Source organism: Affinirhizobium capsici, assembly GCF_977018625.1.
The window spans coordinates 133362-154167 of record NZ_CDRNXD010000004.1; the positions used below are offsets into that span (position 1 = coordinate 133362).

A 20806-nucleotide genomic window follows, 5' to 3' on the forward strand; every position below is an offset into this window, starting at 1 on the left:
GTTTATAACAGGAAGCGCATCGTGAGACGCAATGTTCTGCCCGGTTTGCATCTCTCGCTGGGCATCACTCTTTTCTACGTCGGTCTGATTGTCGTGCTGCCGCTGGCAGCACTGGTTTTCAAGGCGGCAAGCCTCGGTCTTTCCGATTACTGGTCCATTGTCTCGTCGCCGCGTGCTGTTGCAAGCTACCGGGTGACGGCGCTTTCGGCACTTGCTGCGACCGTGTTCAACCTTGTCTTCGGCTTGGCGCTCGCCTGGGTTTTGACACGCTATCGCTTTCCAGGTCGCCGGATTGTCGACGCCATGGTCGATCTGCCCTTTGCCCTGCCAACTGCGGTCGCGGGCATTTCGCTTACTGCGCTTTTTTCGAACAATGGCTGGTTCGGTTCCATTCTCTCCGATGCGGGCATCAAGGTCGCCTATACGCCCATCGGCATCATGATTGCCATGTGTTTCACCAGTCTGCCTTTCATCGTTCGAACCGTTCAGCCGGTGCTGGAGGATCTTGATCCAGCGCTGGAAGAGGCGGCGCAATCACTTGGCGGCTCGGATTGGGCGATCTTCCGCAAGGTCATCCTTCCTCTGCTGACACCGGCTCTGCTGGCAGGTCTTTCGCTGTCCTTTGCGCGGTCGCTTGGCGAGTTCGGCGCCATCATCTTCATCGCGGGTAACCAGCCGATGAGCACGGAAATCACGGCACTGCTGATCTTCATCCGGTTGGAAGAATATGATTATCAGGCGGCAGCAGCGATTGCCTCCGTTCTGCTATTTACGGCCTTCGCCATGTTGGCCGTGACGAACTGGCTGCAGTCCCGCGCCTTGCGCTACACGGTGAAGGGCTGAGGCCATGAGCAATTCTATTCCATCCAGAAAACCGCCGCGCGTGGGTGATGGCCCTGTCTTTCGCCGGGTTCTGATTGGCCTCGTGCTGATCCTCGGCGCGCTTCTCATACTCGCGCCGCTGCTTGTTATCGGCCACGAAGCCTTCAAACAGGGCTGGAACGTCTATATTGGCACGCTGAAACATTCCGATACGCGCCATGCCATTATGATGACGGTGCTGACGGCGCTGATTGCCGTGCCGCTTAACACCGCCTTCGGCGTTGCTGCAGCCTGGGCCATCACCAAATTCGATTTCTGGGGCAAGCGCCTGCTGCTGGTGGTGATCGAAATTCCGTTTTCCGTTTCGCCCATCGTGGCGGGTGTGGCCTATCTTTTCGTTTATGGCCTGCAAGGCGTATTCGGCCCTTGGCTTGATGCGCACGACATCAAGATCCTGTTTGCGCTGCCGGGTATTGTGCTGGCTTCGATGTTCGTTACAGCACCCTTTGTAGCGCGCGAGTTGATCCCGCTGATGCAGGCTCAAGGGCGGGATCTTGAGGAGGCGGCCACCTCGCTCGGTGCTTCTGGCTGGAAAACCTTTTTCTCAGTGACATTGCCGAATGTGAAATGGGCGATGCTTTACGGCGTGGTGCTGTGCAACGCCCGCGTGATGGGCGAGTTTGGTGCCGTGTCGATTGTGTCAGGCAATATTCGAGGCCAGACCAACACGCTGCCGCTGCATATCGAACTGCTCTACCACGATTATCAGGCAGCAGGTGCCTTCGCCTCCGCTTCCATACTGGCCCTTCTCGCCGTCTTCACCATCATTGCCAAAGTGGCGCTGGAGCGTCGCGGTGCGGGACGCCGCCGCAAGCTCGCAGCCACCGAAGCCGTACCGACAGGACATTGAACCATGGAAATTCGCCTCGATAACGTCATCAAGACCTTCGATACGTTCCGCGCGGTACGCGGCGTTTCACTCACCGTAAAGAGTGGAGAGCTGATCGCGCTTCTTGGTCCTTCTGGCTCTGGCAAGACAACCATCCTGCGCATGGTGGCCGGTCTCGAATATGCTGATGGCGGCCAAATCCATTTCGGTGATCAGGACGCAACCGATATCCCTGTGCGGGATCGCGGGGTCGGTTTCGTCTTCCAGCATTACGCACTTTTTCCGCATATGACGGTGGCGGAAAATATCGGCTTCGGCATGAGCGTTTCGAAAGTGAAGCGCAGCAAGGCGGATATCACGGCCCGCGTTGAGCAGCTTCTCTCACTCGTAAAGCTGCAAGGCTTAGGCGACCGCTTTCCCGGACAGATATCTGGCGGTCAGCGTCAGCGCGTGGCCCTGGCGCGGGCGCTCGCCGTGGACCCGAAAGTGCTGCTGCTGGATGAGCCTTTTGGCGCGCTGGATGCCAATGTGCGCCACGACCTTCGCCGCTGGCTGCGGGAGATCCATCAGGAACTCGGCATCACCACCATTTTTGTTACCCATGATCAGGAAGAGGCGCTTGATCTGGCAGATCGCGTCGTCATTTTGAAGGAAGGCCAAATTGTTCAGGAAGGCACGCCCCAGGAGGTTTGCCGCGATCCGAAGGATGCCTTCGTGCTCAAGTTTTTGGGCGATGCCAATCGGCTGACTGGAGAGGTGCAAAACGGGGTTGCGCGAGCAGGTGGTTCGGAAGTTGCGGCTCGCGGCCTTATCGATGGCCCCGCGGAAATCTATGCCCGTCCGCGTGATCTGGAATGGTCCAGCGTCGGGCCGGGGGTCGAGGCGACCGTCCAGCGGGTGCTGGACCGACCCGGTGAACGGCGTGTCGTGGCCGTGACTGCCAAGGGCGAGACGCTGGAGTTCGATGTCGAGCCTGAGATTGATGTGGTGGCTGGCCAGAGCGGATATGTGACGGTGCGGCGGGCAAAGGTGTTTTCGTTGGCCTAACCGCAGAAGCAGTGTTTCAAACTGCCTAACAAAAAAGGGCGCCGGTTTCCCGACGCCTTTTTCTTTGTCTTCAAATCAGATCAGTTCATCTGAGTGACGAAGCGGGTTTCCAGATAGGCTGCAACAGCTTCCGAGCCGCCTTCAGTGCCGTAGCCCGAATCCTTGATGCCGCCGAACGGCACTTCCGGAATTGCAAAGCCGTTGTGGTTGATCGTCAGCATGCCTGCTTCCAGACGCTGGCCGAGCGCATGAGCGGTTTTGACCGAGCCCGTGAAGGCGTAGGATGCAAGGCCGAAGGGCAGGCGATTGGATTCTTCCAGTGCCTCATCAAGCGTTGAGAAGCGGTTGACGATGGCGATGGGGCCGAAGGGCTCCTCGTTCATCATCTTGGCCGAGGTCGGAACGTCCGTGAGAACGGTTGGCTCAAAGAAGTGACCCTTGTTGCCGATGCGCTTGCCGCCGGTCTTAAGAACAGCGCCCTTGGAAACGGCATCGTTAATCATGTCTTCCATGGCCGGAATGCGGCGCTCGTTGGCCAGCGGGCCCATGGTGGTATCGCCTTCGAGACCGTTACCGACCTTGATGCTTTCCGCATATTTCACAATGCCATCGATGAACTTGTCGGCCACGCCATCCTGAATGAGGAAGCGGGTCGGAGCCACGCAGACCTGACCGGCATTGCGGAACTTGGCAGCGGCTGACACTTCGATAGCCTTTTCCAGATCCGCATCGTTGAACACGACGACTGGTGCATGACCGCCGAGTTCCATGGTGGCACGCTTCATGTGCTTGCCAGCGAGCGCTGCGAGATGCTTGCCGACAGGCGTGGAGCCGGTGAAGGAAATCTTGCGAATGACCGGATGCGGGATCAGGTATTCGGAGATTTCTGCTGGCACACCGTAAACGAGGTTGACGACACCAGCCGGAATGCCGGCATCCACGAAGACGCGAATGAGTTCGGCCGGGGAGGCTGGCGTTTCTTCCGGTGCCTTGACGATGATGGAGCAGCCAACGGACACAGCAGCAGAAAGCTTGCGCACGATCTGGTTGATCGGGAAGTTCCAAGGCGTAAACGCTGCGACGGGGCCAACCGGGAACTTGACGGCCATGTTGGCAACGCCACCAAAACGGGCTGGAATGATCTGGCCGTAGGTGCGGCGTGCTTCTTCGGCAAACCAGTCAATGGTGTCGGCAGCGTTGATGATTTCGCCCTTGGACTGGGCAATTGGCTTGCCCTGTTCGCGCGTCATCAGCCAAGCGATGTAATCAATACGCTCGCGCAGCAGGTCAGCGGCTTTGCGCATGATCTTTGAACGCTCGAAAGCGGAGGTGTCGCGCCAGATCTTGAAGCCCTTGTCGGCAGCTTCCAGCGCGAGGTCGAGGTCAGCCTTTTCCGCATGGGCGATCTTGCCGATGATTTCCTGCGTTGCAGGATCTTCAACCGGAATGGTTTTGCCACCAATGGCATCGCGCCATTCGCCTGCGATGAAAAGTTTTACGTCGGGATAAGTGTGCATTTTGACCTCATTTTCGCGTTCGAAGCCGCGTTTAGGCAGGGTAGCCAAGCTTGAAGAGAAGCGGCTCAGGAAGGTTCGGCTCCTGAGTTAAGACATCGGAGCGTGACAATCAACAGCAGGCTCTAAAAGTAATACTTAATAACGTCAACGGCGGCCCTGGGAGCCGCCGTCGTAGGATCGCATCTCAAGGCACAAATCAGAAAAACGCCTGAATATCGGTCTGGGCGCGGCCGAGGATCAACGCATGAACATCATGCGTGCCTTCATAGGTGTTGACCGTTTCCAGGTTCTGAGCGTGGCGCATGACGTGGTATTCGATCTGGATGCCATTACCACCGTGCATGTCACGGGCCTGACGGGCGATATCCAGCGCCTTGCCGCAATTGTTGCGCTTGACGATGGAAATCATTTCCGGGGCCATCTTGTGGTCGTCCATCAGGCGGCCAACGCGAAGCGATCCTTGCAGGCCAAGCGCAATTTCGGTCTGCATATCGGCAAGCTTTTTCTGGAAAAGCTGGGTGCCAGCCAGCGGCTTACCAAACTGCTTGCGGTCCAGACCGTATTGACGGGCGCGGAACCAGCAATCTTCTGCCGCACCCATGACACCCCAGGAAATGCCGTAGCGGGCACGGTTGAGGCAACCGAACGGTCCTTTCAGGCCGGATACGTTGGGGAGCAGCGCATCTTCGGAAACTTCCACACCATCCATGACGATTTCGCCGGTGATTGAAGCGCGAAGCGAAAGCTTGCCGCCGATCTTCGGTGCGCTGAGGCCCTTCATGCCCTTTTCCAGCACGAAGCCGCGAATTTCATTATTGTGGGCTTCGGACTTCGCCCAAACGACGAACACATCTGCGATCGGCGCATTGGAAATCCACATCTTCGCACCGCGCAGACGATAGCCGCCCTCGATCTTCTCGGCGCGGGTCTTCATGCCGCCGGGATCGGAACCGGCATCCGGCTCGGTCAGGCCGAAACAGCCGATGAGTTCACCAGATACGAGGCCCGGCAGATATTTCTTGCGCTGCTCATCCGAACCATAGGCATAGATCGGATAGATGACGAGCGAGGATTGCACGCTCATCATGGAACGGTAGCCGGAATCGATGCGCTCGACTTCGCGGGCAACCAGACCGTAGGCGACGTAAGAAGCATTGGCTGCGCCATATTCCTCCGGCAGTGTGACCCCTAGAAGACCTGTCTGGCCCATCAGGCGGAAGAGTTCCGGTTCGGTCGTTTCGCTGAGATAGGCCTCCTGGATGCGGGGCAGAAGCTCGGCTTTGCCGAAGGCTGCTGCCGTATCGCGGATCATCCGTTCGTCATCCGTCAGCTGGTCGTCCAGCAGGAAGGGGTCTGCCCAATTGAAAGCCGCGCGGTCGCTCATGTCGAAATCTCCAAAAACTGTTGGTGGCACTATGGGGGATGGGCAAATGCCGGTAAAGCGCAGTTTACTCACGTTGATATGAGATATAGGAATGGGGCATGAGCAATCTCAGCCGAAGGCTTCTTCCCTCCACCAGCGCGCTTGCGGCGTTTGAATCTGTTGCACGACTTGGCAGTTTCTCTGCTGCCGCAGATGAGCTTGCGCTCACGCAAGGGGCTATCAGCCGCCAGATTTCCGGCCTGGAAGAGCAGCTTGGCATTCTTTTGTTCGAGCGCAGCAGTCGTGGCGTTTCCCTGACGGAGTCGGGCCGGGCCTATGCAAAAGCCATCGGTGCGGCACTCTCGCAAATCCGCACCGCTTCGCTTCAGGCCATGACCAAACGGCATGGCGACACCTTGAATCTGGCGATGCTTCCAACCTTTGGCACCCGCTGGCTTTTGCCGCGCATCCCGCGTTTTGTCTCCGCCCATCCGGAAATCACGCTCAATTTCGCAACCCGCATTGGCATCTTCGATTTCGAGCAGGATGGACTGGATGTCGCCATCCACATCGGCCAACCGAACTGGCCGGGTGCGGAATGTACGTTCCTGATGGATGAGATGGTCGCGCCCGTATGCAGCCCGGAATTTTTGCGTGAAAATCCTATCAATCAGGCGGACGATCTCACGACCGTGCCGCTTTTGCATATGGCATCTCGCCCCGGTGCCTGGACGCATCTATTTGAGACGCTGGGTGTGACAGCAGTCCCATCGCCTGGTATGCGGTTCGAGCAATTTTCAAGCGTAGCGCAGGCATGCAGCGCCGGTCTCGGTATCGCGCTCATGCCGCTGTTTCTGATCGAGGCGGAACTGTCTGCCGGGACCCTGGTGCAGGCCTATCCGCAGCAGGTCCGCAGCCCAAGCTCGTATTATCTGGCAGCCCCTATCACCAAGATGGATTTTCGCCCCGTTGCGCTCTTTCGCAATTGGTTGATCGAAGAGGTCGGCCGCTGGCGAAATGAACCTTTCTACGCATAAGCAGGGATCGACAATGCAGCCCCATGATTTCTGGCAGGAGCTTCATGCCCCCGGCACGTTTCCGCAAGCTGGACCCTATGAAGGCTTTTACCCTGCGAGGTTGAGAGACGGCAGGCAATTGCGCCTTCCCATTCGTCCCCTCAACGATGGCGTCCATGCGCTCGCCTCGCTCATCGTCAATCAAGCCTCGTTTGCCGTGCTGGATGCGCTGGCAGAGGATCTGGCGGGCCAGCTTGCCACAGAGAATGTAGAGGTCGTGGTTGGCCTGCCAACACTGGGGCTGACCTTGGCGGCAGAGGTGGCGCGCAAGCTCGGCCATTCCCGCTACGTGCCCTGCGGCAATTCCCGAAAATTCTGGTATCGGGATGAACTTTCGGTTCCCATTTCATCCATCACGACGCCGGAACAGGTAAAGCGGCTCTACATTGATCCACGCATGTTGCCTCTTCTGGAAGGGCGGCGCGTGGCGCTGGTGGATGACGTGCTTTCAAGTGGAACGTCTATAATCGCGGGCCTCTCATTGCTCGGTGCAGTTGGCGTGGAGCCGGTGGCAATTGGCGCCGCCATGCTGCAAACGAGACGCTGGGAGGAAGCGCTTGCGGCACTCGACCCGAAGTGGATTGCCCTTGTCAGGGGCGTTTTCGAAACGCCGAAGCTTACACGGTCAGGAACTGACGCTTGGGTCTGATGCGGCACTTTTTGCCTTGCGGTTCGGCTTTATCCCATTAGGATCGCCGCATCTTTCCTTGATCGAACATGCGGAAAATCCTGATGGAATTAGTTTTCGACGGCCACAACGACGTTTTGCTGCGGCTGTGGCGCACCCTGCGCAATGGCGGCGATCCTGTGCGGGAGTTCGTTGAGGGAACCCGCGAAGGACACATTGATGCGCCGCGCGCACGTGCTGGTGGTTTGGCGGGTGGCCTCTGTGCCATTTATATTCCATCGGGTGATCTGATCCTGCAGGAGCCGGATCTTAACGGTCACTACGTGACCCCGCTGGCCGCACCGCTGGAACGGACACCCTCTCTGGATATTGCGCTTGAGAAGTTCTCGATTGCGCTTCAACTCGACCGCGCCAAGGCTTGGGCAATCTGCCGCACCGTGCCGGAGATTGAAGCCGCCATGCGTGACGGCATTTTCGCTTGCGTCATGCACATGGAAGGCTGTGAGGCCATCGGAGCGGACCTTGCAGCGCTGGATGTGTTTCATGCAGCTGGCTTGCGCTCTCTTGGCCCTGTCTGGAGCCGCCACAATATTTTCGGCCACGGTGTTCCGTTTGCCTATCCCATGTCGCCGGATACAGCACCGGGTCTTACCAATGCGGGTTTTGATCTTGTTCGCGCCTGTGACCGACTGGGCATCGTGATCGATCTTGCCCACATTACGGAAAAAGGCTTCTGGGATGTGGCGAAAACCTCTGCCAATCCGCTGGTTTCCAGTCATTCCAATGTTCATGCGCTGACTGCGGTAGCCCGCAACCTCACCGATAAACAGATGGATGCGATCCGCGAGACAAAGGGTCTTGTCGGGCTGAACTATGCGGTTACGATGCTCCGGCCCGATGCCCGGGACGATGCCCGTACACCACTGGACCTGATGGTGCGCCACATCGATTACATGGTGGAGCGTATGGGCATTGATTGCGTGGCGCTTGGATCGGACTTCGACGGCGCAACCGTGCCGGAAGAAATTCATGATGCAGCGGGCAATCAGAAACTGGTTGCGGCCCTCAAAAACGCGGGATACGGTCAGGATGATCTAATAAAGCTGTGCCGCACTAACTGGTTGAGAATCTTCAACCAAACGTGGCGCTAGGCCACTTCGGATCGATCCAAAAAACACTGCTGTCTACAAAGACAAGGGGAACAATGACCATGAACGCATTCAATCGCAGCCTTCGAGTTCTGGGTGCCAGTGCAGCCCTTTCGCTGATGATGCTTTCCGCACCGAATGCCTTTGCCGCAACACCTGCGGATACCCTTGTCGAGGGTTTTGCGATCGACGACATCATCACGCTTGACCCAGGTGAGGCCTTCGAGCTTTCCACGGCGGAAATCACGGCCAACACCTATGAGAAGCTGGTGACGCTTGACCCAAGCGATACGTCGAAGGTGATCGGGCAGCTTGCCGATAGCTGGACCATTTCCGATGATGGGATGACCTATACCTTCAAGCTGAAGCCGAATTTGAAGTTTGCCTCCGGCAATCCGATTACGGCGGAAGATGTGGCTTTCTCGTTTGAGCGCGCGATCAAGCTCGACAAATCCCCTGCTTTCCTTCTGACCCAGTTCGGTCTGAAGGGCGATAACGTGGCCGAGAAGGCAAAGGCAGTCGATGCCGGAACCTTTACTTTGACGGTCGACAAGCCTTACGCACCAAGCTTTGTCCTGAACGTGCTGACAGCAACGGTTGCTTCAGTAGTCGACAAAAAAGTGGTGATGGCCAAGGCCAAGCCCATGAAGCCGACCAACGACTACAAATATGACACGGATTTCGGCAACGAGTTCCTGAAGACTGGTTTTGCCGGTTCCGGCCCCTTCAAGGTATTGACCTGGAAGGCAAACGAAGCTGTCGTTCTGGAAGCCAACCCGAATTTCCAAGGCGAAAAGCCGAAGCTGAAGCGCGTCATCTACCGCTACATGAAGGAAAGCGCTTCGCAGCGTCTGGCCTTGGAAAATGGCGATATTGACGTTGCGCGCAACCTTGAGCCGAACGATTTGAAGGCGATTGCCTCCAAGGAGAACCTCGGCACGGTTTCCGCACCCAAGGGCACGGTCTATTACATCAGCCTCAACCAGAAAAACGCCAATCTGGCCAAGCCGGAAGTGGCAGAAGCCTTCAAGTACCTGATGGATTACGACGCGATTGGTGCGACGATCATCAACGGCATTGGCAAGGTTCACCAGACCTTCCTGCCGGAAGGCCAGTTGGGTGCACTGTCCGATACGCCTTACAAGCTCGATGTTGCCAAGGCCAAGGAACTGCTGGCTAAGGCTGGCCTGAAGGATGGCTTCACCGTTACCATGGATGTGCGCAACACGCAGCCGGTGACCGGCATTGCCGAGGCATTCCAGCAGACGCTGGCGCAGGCTGGTATCAAGCTTGAAATTATTCCAGGCGATGGCAAGCAGACGCTGACCAAGTATCGCGCGCGCCAGCACGATATGTATATCGGCCAGTGGGGTTCGGATTATTTCGATCCGAATTCCAATGCTGAAACCTTCACCTTCAACCCGGATAATTCCGACGAAGGCAAGAACAAGACGCTGGCCTGGCGCAATGCCTGGGACGTGCCGGAGTTGACCAAGCAGACGCAGGCAGCACTGCTTGAAAAGGACACCGAAAAGCGCGCCGAAATCTACCGCAACCTGCAGAAGGAAGTGCTGGCCAAGAGCCCGTTCCTCATCATCTTCCAGCAGGTTGAAGTGGCTGGCCATTCCAAGAAGCTGAAAGGTTTCAAGCTTGGTCCGAGCTTTGACACCAACTTCGTCTATACGGTGTCCAAGGAATAGGGACCAGTTCCTTGACGCTTCCTGAAACAAGCGGGGCGACGCGGCTGAGGCGGCGTCGTAACACCCGTGCGGTCGGGGCCGTTCTGCGTTTTGCGGTAACGGTTTTGACCACGTTCCTCGGCCTTCTGGCTGTCACCTTTTTCATCGGTCGGGTGATCCCCATCGACCCGGCGCTCGCGATTGTCGGCGATCGTGCCCCTGCCCATGTGGTGGAACGTGTGCGCGAGGAGCTTGGACTGAACCTGCCGCTCTGGCAGCAGTTTTTCATCTATATCAAGCAGGTGTTGACCGGCGATTTCGGTACCTCCGTGCTCACCACCAATCCGGTGATGGAAGATATCAAGCGGGTGTTTCCTGCCACCATGGAACTGGCAACGGTTGGAACGCTGATCGGTGCCTTTTTTGGTGTGCCTTTGGGTGTGCTGGCTGCGGTGAAGCGCGGCAGCATCATCGATCAGATCGTGCGCGTGGTGGGCCTTATCGGCTATTCCGTGCCGGTCTTCTGGTTGGCGCTTCTGGCGCTCCTCCTGTTTTATGCGAAGCTGAACTGGGTGGCTTATCCAGGCCGGATCGACATTGCCTATGAATATACCTTCACCTCGACGACAGGCTTCTTCCTCCTGGATGCCGTTATGCAGGGCGAGTGGGATATCTTCTGGGATCTCATGCGCCACATCATTCTTCCCGCCGCGCTACTCGGCTATTTCTCGCTGGCCTATATCAGCCGCATGACGCGCAGTTTCATGCTGAATGAACTGGCACAGGAATATGTGGTGGCAGCGCGTGCCAAGGGGCTTTCCGAAGCGCGGATCATCTGGTTTCACGCGCTGCGCAATGCTGCAGTGCCGCTGATTACCGTCATTGCACTCTCCTATGCCGGTCTGCTTGAAGGTTCCGTGCTGACGGAAACGATCTTCTCCTGGCCGGGGCTTGGCCTCTACATCACCAATTCGCTGCAGAACGCGGATATCAACGCCGTGCTGGGTGGCACGATTGTTGTGGGTGCCGTGTTCGTCACCATCAATCTGCTGTCCGATCTGCTCTACCGGACGCTCGATCCAAGGACGCGCAGCCGATGACCAGTCTTGAGACGACACTGAAACCCTATAGCCGTGAATGGCTGCTTTCCGACCGCCCCGCGACACGGCGGCAGGCCCAGCTTGGCCGCGCCTATGTGATCTGGCGGCGATTTTCCGAAAATCGGTTGGCGCTCTTGGGCCTCTTCATCATTCTGGCGCTGATCGTAGTTGCGGCCCTGGCCGATGTCATTTCGCCGCATAATCCGGTGATCGGCGATCTGCGCAATGCCCGCCTGCTGCCGCCGGGAGCCGATGGCTACCTGCTTGGAACAGACGATCAGGGCCGCGATATTCTTTCTCGCCTGATCCATGGCTCACGGCTTACGCTAATGGTGGTAGTGCTGGTCGCGGTCATTGCCGCCCCCATCGGCCTGCTGGTCGGCACAGTGGCTGGCTATGCAGGCGGCTGGGTAGATGCTGTTCTGATGCGCATTACCGATATCTTTCTCGCCTTCCCGAAACTGGTCCTGGCACTGGCGCTCGTCGCGGCACTCGGCCCCGGCATTGAGAATGCCATTCTTGCCATCGCGGTTACCTCCTGGCCGCCCTATGCGCGTATCGCCCGTGCTGAAACGCTGACCTTCCGCCATTCGGAATTCATCTCGGCGGTGAAGCTGATGGGGGCTTCTCCCTTCCGCATCGTGTTGCGCCATGTCATGCCGCTCTGCACCTCTTCGCTCATCGTGCGTGTCACGCTCGATATGGCGGGAATTATTTTGACGGCTGCCGGGCTTGGCTTCCTTGGCCTTGGTGCCCAGCCGCCGCTGCCGGAATGGGGTGCGATGATTGCTTCGGGTCGTCGCTTCATTCTCGATCAATGGTGGGTGGCGGCCATGCCGGGTTTTGCCATTCTCATCGTCAGCCTTGGCTTCAACCTACTGGGGGATGGGCTTCGCGATGCACTGGACCCCAAGGAGGCTGGACAATGAGCCTACTTCTGACGGTTGAAAACCTGCGCGTGACCTTTCCCACGAGAACCGGGGAGGTCAATGCCGTGCGTGGTGTTTCCTTCACGCTCGGGCGCGAAAGACTGGGCATTGTTGGCGAATCCGGCTCCGGCAAGTCTCAGACCGGCCGGGCCATCATGGGGCTCACCCCGGCGCAGGCGCGCATCACGGCTGACAGGCTGGACTTCGATGGTACGAACCTGCTGACCGCATCCAAAAAGGAACGGCGGGATATGCGCGGCAAGCGCATGGCCATGATCCTGCAAGACCCGAAATATTCGCTCAATCCTGTAATGCCGATTGGTCGGCAGATCATGGAAACGCTGAAGACGCATGAGCGTGTATCCAAAGCCCAAGCACGGGAGCGGGCGCTTGCCATGCTGGAAGCCGTGCAGATCCGCGACCCGGAACGTGTGTTTGGCCTTTATCCGCATGAGGTATCCGGCGGCATGGGCCAGCGCATCATGATTGCCATGATGCTGGTTTGCGGCCCGGAACTGTTAATTGCCGACGAGCCGACATCCGCACTCGATGTGACGGTGCAGCTGGAAGTTCTGGATATTCTGGACAAGCTGGTGCGCGAGCGCGGCATGGGCCTGATCTTCGTGAGCCATGATTTGCGGCTCGTCTCGTCTTTTTGCGACCGCGTTCTCGTCATGTATGCGGGCAGGGTGGTGGAGGAGCTACCCTCAGCCAATCTGCACGCGGCCCAGCATCCGTACACACAGGGGCTTCTCAATTGCCTGCCGACCATTGGAACTCATCGTCACCCGCTGCCGGTTCTGGAGCGAAAGGCGGAGTGGGCGCAATGACAGGCACGGCACTTTCCGTTCGCGACATGGTCGTGACATTCGATGAATTCGTGGCGCTGAACCACGTCACGCTCGATGTGAACGAGGGCGAATCCTTCGGCATTGTGGGAGAGTCCGGTTCCGGTAAATCAACGCTTCTCCGTGCGGTTGCCGGTCTGAATGCTTTCGAATCCGGCACTCTGACCGTCGCGGGCCGGAGCTATTCGGGCACAAAGAGGGACAAGGAGTTCTATCGCACGGTGCAGATGGTGTTTCAGGACCCCTATGGTTCTCTGCATCCGCGCCAGACGGTGGATCGTCTGTTGCTGGAGCCGCTGGCGATCCATGGATTTACCGACGTGGATGCCCGTATTGCCCGTGCGTTGGATGAAGTGGGGCTCGGCTCTGGGTTCCGTTTCCGCTATTCGCATCAGCTTTCTGGCGGACAGCGTCAGCGTATCGCTATTGCGCGCGCCCTGATCCTGGAGCCAAAAATCCTGTTGCTGGATGAGCCAACCTCGGCACTGGACGCTTCCATTCAGGCGGAAATTCTGAACCTTCTGGAGCAGGCACGCAAGGATCGCGGCCTGACCTTCGTGATGGTGAGCCACGATTTGGGTGTCATCAGCCACATGTGCGAACGGCTTACCGTCATGCGCAAGGGCGAGGTGGTGGAGACTGTGGCTGTGGAAGCGCTGGAAAATCGCCAGTTCTCGCAAGACTATACGCGCCAACTGCTGGTGGCGAGTGAGGGCTTCCGGCGAAACTGAGAACCCGTTACTCTCTTTTTCGTGCAACGAAATGTCATCTCGCATAAATAGCATCCTCCCCAATCGAGGGGAGGTGCTGCATCGGGGTATTGTATATGTCGCTTCTGTCTTTGCTTTCTTCCGCAAGGCTTCACCGCACGCGCCGGGCTATTCTAGGTACAGCGCTGGTCGCTGCATTTGCAGGCCCCCTGTCTGCTCACGCGGCTGCAAAGACGACTCTGACCCTTGGAATGACCATCGAACCGGCTGGACTGGACCCAACTGCTGGCGCCCCCGTCGCAATCGGACAGGTGACATGGCAGAATATTTTCGAAGGCCTGACGACCATTGATGCGCAAGGCAAGGTGCAGCCGCAATTGGCCGAAAGCTGGACGATTTCGCCGGACAGTTTGACCTATACCTTCAAGCTGCGCGAAGGCGTCACCTTCCACGACGGCTCCCCCTTTGACAGCGCGGTCGCTAAATTCACAATCGACCGGGCGCGTGCAGCGGATTCAGTCAACCCGCAAAAGCGCTATTTCTCCTCTGTCGATGCAGTTGAGACACCGGATGCTTCCACGCTTATCGTGAAATTGAAAAGCCCGACCGGCAATCTGCTCTATTGGCTCGGTTGGCCATCTTCCGTCATGGTGTCGCCGAAAACGGCGGATGCAAACAAGACCACGCCGGTTGGCACCGGCCCATTCAAGTTCGTCAGCTGGATCAAGGGATCTGCCGTTCAACTGGAACGCAACGCAAACTACTGGAACCGTGAGGGCGCGGCCAAGCTGGAGAAGGTCACCTTCCGCTTCATCAACGATCCGCAGGCGCAATCAGCATCGCTTAAATCCGGCGATGTCGATGCTTTCCCGGAATTTGCAGCCCCGGAGCTAATGGATAGCTTCAAGGATGACGCAAACCTCGTCACCGTAATCGGTAACACCGAGATGAAGGTGGTCGCGGGCATGAACAATGCGCGCAAGCCCTTCGATGACAAGCGCGTGCGCCAGGCATTGATGATGGCGGTGGATCGTAAGACGCTGATCGAAGGCGCATGGTCCGGTTTTGGCACGCCGATTGGCAGCCATTATACGCCGAATGACAAAGGTTATGTTGATCTGACTAGCCGCCACCCGTATGACCCGGAAAAGGCAAAGGCGCTCTTGGCTGAAGCAGGTTATGGCAGTGGTCTGTCTTTCTCGATCAAGGCGCCGCAAATGGCCTATGCCCAGCGCAGTGCGCAAATGCTACAGGCCATGTTTGCAGAGGTTGGCGTCACGCTAACCATCGAGACGACCGAGTTTCCCGCGAAGTGGGTTTCCGATGTGTTCAAGGGGGGCAATTACGAGATGACCATCGTTGCCCATGCAGAACCGATGGATATCGATATCTACTCGCGTGATCCCTATTACTTCAACTACAAGAACCCAGCTTTCAATGAGGTTCTGAAGCAGGTGGATGCCACGACGGATGAGCTAAGCCAAGCCAAGCTTTATGGCGAGGCGCAGCAGATTCTGGCGGAAGATGTGCCAGCGCTCTACCTCTTCGTCATGCCAAAGCTTGGGGTGTGGAACAAGAAGTTGAAGGGTCTTTGGACCCATGAACCTATTCCTTCCAACGTTCTGAGCGGCGTGGAGTGGGTGGAGTAATTTGAACCCTGTCCTGCCTCGAAAGCGGTTGCAATGATAGCGCTCATCGCCCGCCGTTTCGCCGGTCTCATTGTCACGCTCCTGGTCGTGTCGCTGTTGCTCTTTGTGGTTATGGCGCTACTGCCGGGCGATCCGGCGTCGGTGATGCTCGGAACATCCGCTACGCCTGAAACGCTGGCGGCGCTGCAAAAGCAATTCGGCCTCGACCAGCCTTTGCCCGTGCGTTACCTGCAATGGCTGATACGTGCGCTGACTGGCGATATTGGGACCTCCTATACCTATGGCGTCCCGGTGGCTGAATTGATCGGCGAAAGGCTCACCGTTACTCTGCCCCTGGCGCTGATGGCGATCATTCTCTCCCTGCTCATCGCCATTCCTCTTGGCGTGGTTTCGGCTGGCCGCTCCGGCAGCGGGGTGGATTTCGCGGCGGGCTTTGTATCGCAAATATTTATCGCGGTTCCGGGTTTCTGGATTGGCCTTCTGCTTGTGATGCTGTTCTCCGTCACATTGGGCTGGATGCCTGCTGGAGGTTTTCCCGGTTGGAATGCCGGAGGTTTGGCAGCGATGAAGGCGCTTCTGCTACCAGCGCTGGCGCTTGCCCTGCCTCAAGCCGGTGTGTTGACGAGGGTGACGCGCACTTCGGTGCTTGAAGTTCTTTCCGAAGATTATGTGCGCACGGCCCGTTCAAAGGGTCTATCCAATCGAAGGGCGCTCTGGTGCCATGCGCTACCCAATGCGCTGGTGCCGATAGTGACCATTCTTGGTCTTCAGTTTACCTTCCTGATTGCAGGTGCGGTTCTGGTGGAGAATGTCTTCAACCTGCCGGGCCTGGGAAGACTTGCCTACCAGGCGCTTTCGCAGCGGGATGTGCTGGTTCTGCAGAATGTCATCCTGTTTTTCGCGAGCCTCGTAATCCTGATGAACTTTCTGGTCGATATGCTCTACCTCGTTCTTGATCCGCGTTTGCGGCAAAGAGTGCGTTGATGCGGCGGTTGGTTCACCATCCCGCGCTCGTCTTTGGTTGTCTTGTCGTCGGGGTATTGCTGTTCATTGCGCTGGTGTCGCTGATCTGGACTCCTGCCGTACCGACCAAGATGCAGATCATGCAGAAGCTTCGTCCGCCGCTGACTTACGGGCTTTTGGGAACGGACCAATTCGGGCGTGATCTTGCCTCGCTCTTGATGGTCGGCGCGTGGAATTCGCTTTCGACTTCGGTTCTGGCCGTTGTTCTCGGCGCAAGTCTCGGCTCATTAATCGGAGTGCTGGTGGCGGCTGTGCGCGGCTGGACAGACGTTCTGGTCATGCGCAGCCTTGATATTATCTTTGCCGTTCCGCCAATTCTCTCAGCCATGCTGCTGGCTGCCTTCATGGGGGCAGGCCGGTTCACCGCCATCATTGCCATTGCGGTTTTCATGGTGCCTGTTTTTGCCCGCATGACGCTTGGAGCTGCCCGCCAGATCTGGACGCGCGATTATGTAACCGCAGCCATTGGCATGGGACGAAGCCGCGCTCGTATCACTTGCGTGCATATTCTGCCCAACATTGCCCCTCAGATCATTGTTCAGACCGCCGTGCAGCTTGGTCTCGCCATTCTGACCGAAGCGGGCTTGAGCTTTCTGGGCCTCGGCATGCCGCCGCCCGCTCCAAGCTGGGGGCGGATGCTGTTCGATGCGCAAACCTATCTGACCCAAGCGCCCTGGCTTGCGGCTTTCCCGGGTCTCGCCATCGCTTTTGCCGTGATCGGCTTCAACATGCTGGGCGATGGATTGCGCGACCTTCTTGATCCTCGTTCCCATTGATTCCGCTCAAGGCGACATTGTTGCCTGTCTGCTAAGGAACAAAATGGCGGCATAGCCGTTGTCGGCGCGAAGAGGGCAGCTTGCGGGGCTGCCATCCAGAAGGGGGAGCGCTGACACGTCGTGTTACCCTCTAATCGCGGTTTACTTAGCTAGGAGACGATGATGTCCATGGATTCACCGAATGATTTCACGCGTACCGGTTCACAGGCAGATATCGAGCGCCAGCTGCAACAGCTGCGCGAAGATATTGCGTCTCTGGCACGTTCGGTGGCCACGGCAGGTTCGAACAAGGCTGATAACCTGAAGCACAAGGCACGTCGCGCTTCGCACGAAGCAATGGATGCTTCTCAACAGGCACTCGATTCCGCCAAGCTTCAGTTCCAGTCCATGGAAAAGGATCTTGAGCGTCAGATCCGCACGAAGCCCTTGCAGTCTGTCGCCATTGCGGCTGGCATCGGTTTCCTGTTCGCACTTCTGTCACGTCGCTGATATGGGCGGATTGGCGCCCTTGCTGGCGTCGCTTCTGGCGGCTGATGTGAAAGGTTTCGCACAGCGCACGAAGCGCAACGTCATTGTTTATGCATTTGTCGGTCTGTTCTTGCTGACTGCCTACGGTGCCGGAATTGCTGCGCTTGCGGTATGGCTTGCCACAATGATGAGCCTTGCTGAAGCGCTCGGCATCGTCGCTGCTGCCTCCATCGTCATCGCGCTTATCATGATCCTTTTCGTGGTGCTCAAAAACCGCGCGGATGAGAAAAAGCGACGCGAAGCCGCGGCAGGCAGCCGGGCGATGATGCTGACAGCGGCTGTCACAGCACTTCCGCTTCTCATGAAATCGAAGCCGCTGATGGCTGCTGCGATTTCAGGCGGGGTGGGTCTGGTGGCTCTAAAGCTGCTGGGTGGCAGGCACGACGACCCGGATATGGATGCCTGACAGGCGTCCTCGGCGGATGAAACCAGAAAAAGGAAACGCTGAAATGGCTAATGCATCCTCTGTTTTGAAGCCGAAGTCTCACGATGAAGACATCAACATCGGCCTGGAAAAGAAGTATCGTGCCGACGCTGCCAAGAACCTCTCCGAGATTTTGGCTGCAACCTACCGCCTGACCATCAAAAGCCACGTTTATCATTGGAATGTCGTTGGTCCGCTGTTCAAGCCTCTGCATGAACTGACGGAGGAGCATTACAACGCTTTGTTTGGTGCGGCGGATATCATTGCCGAACGCATTCGTGCACTCGGCCATCTTGCCCCGGCAACACTCGGTGAGGCTGCCAGCTTTGCACCAAAAGCCAATGACGTCAGCAAGCTGACAGCGGTTGATATGGTAAACGATCTGGTTGCCGATCACGAAGCCGCGGTAAAGACGATGCGCGAGACGGCTGAAAAGGCCGATGAGGCCGGTGACGTCGTGACCGCCGATATGCTGACCGATCGCCTGACTTTCCACGAAAAAGCTTTGTGGATGCTCCGCGCCATCGTTTCAGAATAAGCTCCATACCCATCAATCGTGAAGCGCTGCGGGAAACTGCGGCGCTTTTCCTGTTCAAATGAAAGGGCGAAGTCCTTCGGGTGCCGGTTGCCATCCGGCGATGTCGAGCAAGCCTCGCATGTCGAGAACCTCACACCCACGATCAAGCCAACGAACCAATCCCATTTCGGACAGTCGCTTCAGTGTCTTGTTGGTGTGAACGAGCGAGAGACCAAGCGTATCGGCCACATGCTGCTGTGTCAGTGGCAAGACTTTTGGGCCGTCAGCCGTAAATACCCCTGTTACCTTGGCGCGATGATTCAGAAATGCCAGGAGATAGGCGGCTCTTTCCAATGCGGTGCGTCTACCGATGGACAGAAGATGCTCATCCAGCATCGATTCTTCGCGCGAGGCAATCCAGGTGAGGTCATAGGCGAGCGGCGGGTGATTGCGGAAGAGAGTGGTCAGGCGCTCTCGCTCGAATATGCATAGTGTCATGCGAGTCAGTGCTTCCACCGAGTGAAGCATTTCCGACATCAGGTTACCCTGGAGGCCTATAAGATCGCCAGGCAAGATATAATTCAGGATCTGGCGCCGGCCATCCTCCAGAATTTTGTAGCGAAAACCCCAACCGCCAAGCGCTGTGTATAGCTGTGGATGACGTTCACCCTCCACAATGATGGGAGATCCGGCTTCAACCAGCAATTCTGTCATCTTGAAGGATGAAACGAAAGACAGTTCTTCAGGTGCAAAATCGCGAAAGGTTGGGCGACTGCGCAATGGACAAAGTTCACAGGGTGTACGCGAGGCGCTTGAGGTCTTCGTATGAATCATTGGGAACCGTTCTCATCCAGCCGGTTTTCATATTATCCAAGATTTTGGGTTCCGCTGTGTCTTTTTTAAATGACCCACAGCCACATGAAGTGATCTACGCCATAAGCTCTTTCAATGAGGAATGCGCGATTGCGGCTGCTGGTCATCGACACGCAATACCTGGTGGCCCTTGAAGCAGAGCAGGTTCTGGGAGATGCATTCGGCTGCCCGGTGGAGATTGGCATGCCGCGGGACGTGGAAAAATTTCTGGAATCAGCGGACTTTGATGTCGCGGTTGTGGATGCTGCATTGGTCGACGCTGTTTTGGGGGAGAGAATCCAGCGCCTGATGGGCGCAGGCGCTGGATTCGTTTTTTCTTCGGTAGACAGCAGTCATCGTTCCGGCGTTCCGGGTTTTCCCCAAGTGCCAGTGATTTTGAAACCGTTTGATGATGAAAAGCTCATTGAGGCTGTAGGCCTCATGCTCGGATAAACCCGGCGTTAGCTACCGAAGGCGCGTGCGGTAATGGCGGCATCACCAGGATCTGGACCGAAATCGCTTTCGCCGGAAACACCGAGCAATTCCTGAAGTCTGGTTCTCGCGCGGCTGACACGGCTCTTGATTGTGCCGACAGCACAGCCGCAGATCGTCGCCGCCTCTTCGTAGGCGAAACCGGCCGCACCCACCAGGATGATTGCTTCACGTTGATCGTCGGGCAAGGTGTCGAGAGCCTTGCGGAAATCCTGAAGATCCAGACGGCCATATTGTTCAGGGTGAACGGAGAAGCGTTCGCTGAACAGACCATCGCTGTCTTGAACCTCACGCCCACGTTTGCGCATCTGGCTGTAGAACTCGTTGCGCAGGATTGTGAACAGCCAGGCGCGCATGTTCGTTCCGGCGGTGAAGCTCTTCTGGTTGGCCCAGGCCTTCATGATCGTATCTTGGACCAGATCGTCCGCCTTATCGTGGCGACCGGTCAATGAAACGGCAAATGCGCGCAAATTCGGAAGGGAAGACAGGAGGTCTCGCTTGAATGCGCGGTCGGCATCGTCTTTTTCGACAGTCATTTCGGGTTCACCGACTTGGATTTTTTCTCCGCCTCTTCAAGGCGTTCCAACAGGTCCATGAAGCGATCCGGGATGCCTTCTTCCTGAACAGCATCATAAAATTCCCGAAGTTTACGGGAAATCGAAGCGTTCGGTGACGCGGCGCCCGGCCTGAAATTGCTCGATTGTGCTGTGTTCATATCATCTTTTTTTCTGGATTTGTCGTCACTCATCACGCAGGCAGCCTGTTGCGGTATTGTTTTATGAAAATGCG

General features: G+C 57.2%; 23 protein-coding genes. 18 read left to right on the forward strand and 5 right to left on the reverse strand.

Annotation, left to right across the window (positions count from 1 at the left end; all coding sequences use genetic code 11):
- Positions 1–21: 21 nt before the first annotated feature.
- The 3 genes from cysT to AC0JZ1_RS04085 are packed head-to-tail and all read left to right on the forward strand — an operon-like array spanning position 22 to position 2758.
- Positions 22–843, forward strand: coding sequence for a sulfate ABC transporter permease subunit CysT (gene cysT / locus AC0JZ1_RS04075; RefSeq protein ID WP_471881159.1), 822 nt, complete (start codon positions 22–24; stop codon positions 841–843).
- Between the two features lie 4 nt (positions 844–847).
- Entirely contained in the window at positions 848–1732 is an 885-nt protein-coding gene (gene cysW, locus AC0JZ1_RS04080) for a sulfate ABC transporter permease subunit CysW (protein WP_471881160.1), read from the forward strand.
- A gap of 3 nt (positions 1733–1735) precedes the next feature.
- Entirely contained in the window at positions 1736–2758 is a 1023-nt protein-coding gene (locus AC0JZ1_RS04085) for a sulfate/molybdate ABC transporter ATP-binding protein (RefSeq protein WP_471881161.1), read from the forward strand.
- A gap of 80 nt (positions 2759–2838) precedes the next feature.
- Here AC0JZ1_RS04085 and AC0JZ1_RS04090 read toward each other — a convergent pair whose 3' ends face one another.
- Positions 2839–4275, reverse strand: a complete 1437-nt coding sequence (locus AC0JZ1_RS04090) for an NAD-dependent succinate-semialdehyde dehydrogenase (protein WP_471881162.1) — start codon at positions 4273–4275, stop codon at positions 2839–2841.
- Positions 4276–4471: 196 nt separating this feature from the next.
- Positions 4472–5659, reverse strand: a complete 1188-nt coding sequence (locus AC0JZ1_RS04095) for an acyl-CoA dehydrogenase (RefSeq protein WP_471881163.1) — start codon at positions 5657–5659, stop codon at positions 4472–4474.
- 98 nt (positions 5660–5757) lie between these two features.
- On the opposite strand from AC0JZ1_RS04095, the gene AC0JZ1_RS04100 reads away from it, so the two are divergent.
- The 14 genes from AC0JZ1_RS04100 to AC0JZ1_RS04165 all read left to right on the forward strand — a co-directional run bounded on the left by AC0JZ1_RS04100 (position 5758) and on the right by AC0JZ1_RS04165 (position 18694).
- On the forward strand, positions 5758–6675 hold the full coding sequence (locus AC0JZ1_RS04100) for a LysR family transcriptional regulator (RefSeq protein WP_471881164.1): 918 nt from the start codon (positions 5758–5760) through the stop codon (positions 6673–6675).
- A gap of 13 nt (positions 6676–6688) precedes the next feature.
- Positions 6689–7363: a phosphoribosyltransferase gene (locus tag AC0JZ1_RS04105; protein ID WP_471881165.1), complete on the forward strand. Its 675-nt coding sequence runs from the start codon at positions 6689–6691 to the stop codon at positions 7361–7363.
- 83 nt (positions 7364–7446) lie between these two features.
- The gene (locus AC0JZ1_RS04110; RefSeq protein WP_471881166.1) at positions 7447–8493 is read left to right on the forward strand and encodes a dipeptidase; all 1047 of its coding nucleotides are present in this window, start codon (positions 7447–7449) and stop codon (positions 8491–8493) included.
- A 53-nt stretch (positions 8494–8546) separates the two neighbouring features.
- On the forward strand, positions 8547–10190 hold the full coding sequence (locus AC0JZ1_RS04115) for an ABC transporter substrate-binding protein (RefSeq protein WP_471881167.1): 1644 nt from the start codon (positions 8547–8549) through the stop codon (positions 10188–10190).
- An 11-nt stretch (positions 10191–10201) separates the two neighbouring features.
- Positions 10202–11269 (forward strand): ABC transporter permease, encoded by a 1068-nt coding sequence (locus AC0JZ1_RS04120; RefSeq protein WP_471881168.1) that lies wholly within the window; start codon positions 10202–10204, stop codon positions 11267–11269.
- A complete protein-coding gene (locus AC0JZ1_RS04125) occupies positions 11266–12198 on the forward strand; it encodes an ABC transporter permease (protein ID WP_471881169.1) in 933 nt (310 codons plus the stop codon). Before AC0JZ1_RS04120 ends, AC0JZ1_RS04125 begins: the two co-directional genes overlap by 4 nt.
- Complete coding sequence (locus tag AC0JZ1_RS04130; protein WP_471881170.1) at positions 12195–13028, forward strand: ABC transporter ATP-binding protein; 834 nt, start codon at positions 12195–12197, stop codon at positions 13026–13028. The genes AC0JZ1_RS04125 and AC0JZ1_RS04130 overlap by 4 nt, the downstream gene beginning before the upstream one ends.
- Positions 13025–13777 carry an ABC transporter ATP-binding protein gene (locus AC0JZ1_RS04135; RefSeq protein WP_471881171.1) on the forward strand — a complete coding sequence of 251 codons (753 nt, stop codon included), beginning with the start codon at positions 13025–13027 and terminating at the stop codon, positions 13775–13777. Before AC0JZ1_RS04130 ends, AC0JZ1_RS04135 begins: the two co-directional genes overlap by 4 nt.
- 95 nt (positions 13778–13872) lie before the next feature.
- Positions 13873–15405 carry an ABC transporter substrate-binding protein gene (locus tag AC0JZ1_RS04140; RefSeq protein WP_471881172.1) on the forward strand — a complete coding sequence of 511 codons (1533 nt, stop codon included), beginning with the start codon at positions 13873–13875 and terminating at the stop codon, positions 15403–15405.
- A 33-nt stretch (positions 15406–15438) separates the two neighbouring features.
- A complete protein-coding gene (locus tag AC0JZ1_RS04145) occupies positions 15439–16389 on the forward strand; it encodes an ABC transporter permease (protein WP_471881173.1) in 951 nt (316 codons plus the stop codon).
- Positions 16389–17204, forward strand: coding sequence for an ABC transporter permease (locus AC0JZ1_RS04150; RefSeq protein ID WP_471881174.1), 816 nt, complete (start codon positions 16389–16391; stop codon positions 17202–17204). The genes AC0JZ1_RS04145 and AC0JZ1_RS04150 overlap by 1 nt, the downstream gene beginning before the upstream one ends.
- A gap of 162 nt (positions 17205–17366) precedes the next feature.
- Positions 17367–17693, forward strand: a complete 327-nt coding sequence (locus AC0JZ1_RS04155) for an ElaB/YgaM/YqjD family protein (RefSeq protein WP_471881175.1) — start codon at positions 17367–17369, stop codon at positions 17691–17693.
- A 19-nt stretch (positions 17694–17712) separates the two neighbouring features.
- Positions 17713–18138, forward strand: coding sequence for a hypothetical protein (locus AC0JZ1_RS04160; protein ID WP_471881176.1), 426 nt, complete (start codon positions 17713–17715; stop codon positions 18136–18138).
- A gap of 43 nt (positions 18139–18181) precedes the next feature.
- Positions 18182–18694 (forward strand): Dps family protein, encoded by a 513-nt coding sequence (locus tag AC0JZ1_RS04165; protein ID WP_471881177.1) that lies wholly within the window; start codon positions 18182–18184, stop codon positions 18692–18694.
- Positions 18695–18748: 54 nt separating this feature from the next.
- On the opposite strand, the gene AC0JZ1_RS04170 is transcribed toward AC0JZ1_RS04165, so the two are convergent.
- Positions 18749–19507, reverse strand: coding sequence for a Crp/Fnr family transcriptional regulator (locus tag AC0JZ1_RS04170; protein ID WP_471881178.1), 759 nt, complete (start codon positions 19505–19507; stop codon positions 18749–18751).
- 129 nt (positions 19508–19636) lie between these two features.
- On the opposite strand from AC0JZ1_RS04170, the gene AC0JZ1_RS04175 reads away from it, so the two are divergent.
- Complete coding sequence (locus AC0JZ1_RS04175) at positions 19637–19978, forward strand: hypothetical protein (RefSeq protein WP_471881179.1); 342 nt, start codon at positions 19637–19639, stop codon at positions 19976–19978.
- A gap of 8 nt (positions 19979–19986) precedes the next feature.
- Here the strand turns inward: AC0JZ1_RS04175 and AC0JZ1_RS04180 are convergent, their stop codons facing one another.
- Entirely contained in the window at positions 19987–20553 is a 567-nt protein-coding gene (locus AC0JZ1_RS04180; protein ID WP_471881180.1) for an RNA polymerase sigma factor, read from the reverse strand.
- The gene (locus AC0JZ1_RS04185) at positions 20550–20732 is read right to left on the reverse strand and encodes a NepR family anti-sigma factor (RefSeq protein ID WP_471883348.1); all 183 of its coding nucleotides are present in this window, start codon (positions 20730–20732) and stop codon (positions 20550–20552) included. Before AC0JZ1_RS04185 ends, AC0JZ1_RS04180 begins: the two co-directional genes overlap by 4 nt.
- Positions 20733–20806 lie beyond the last annotated feature (74 nt).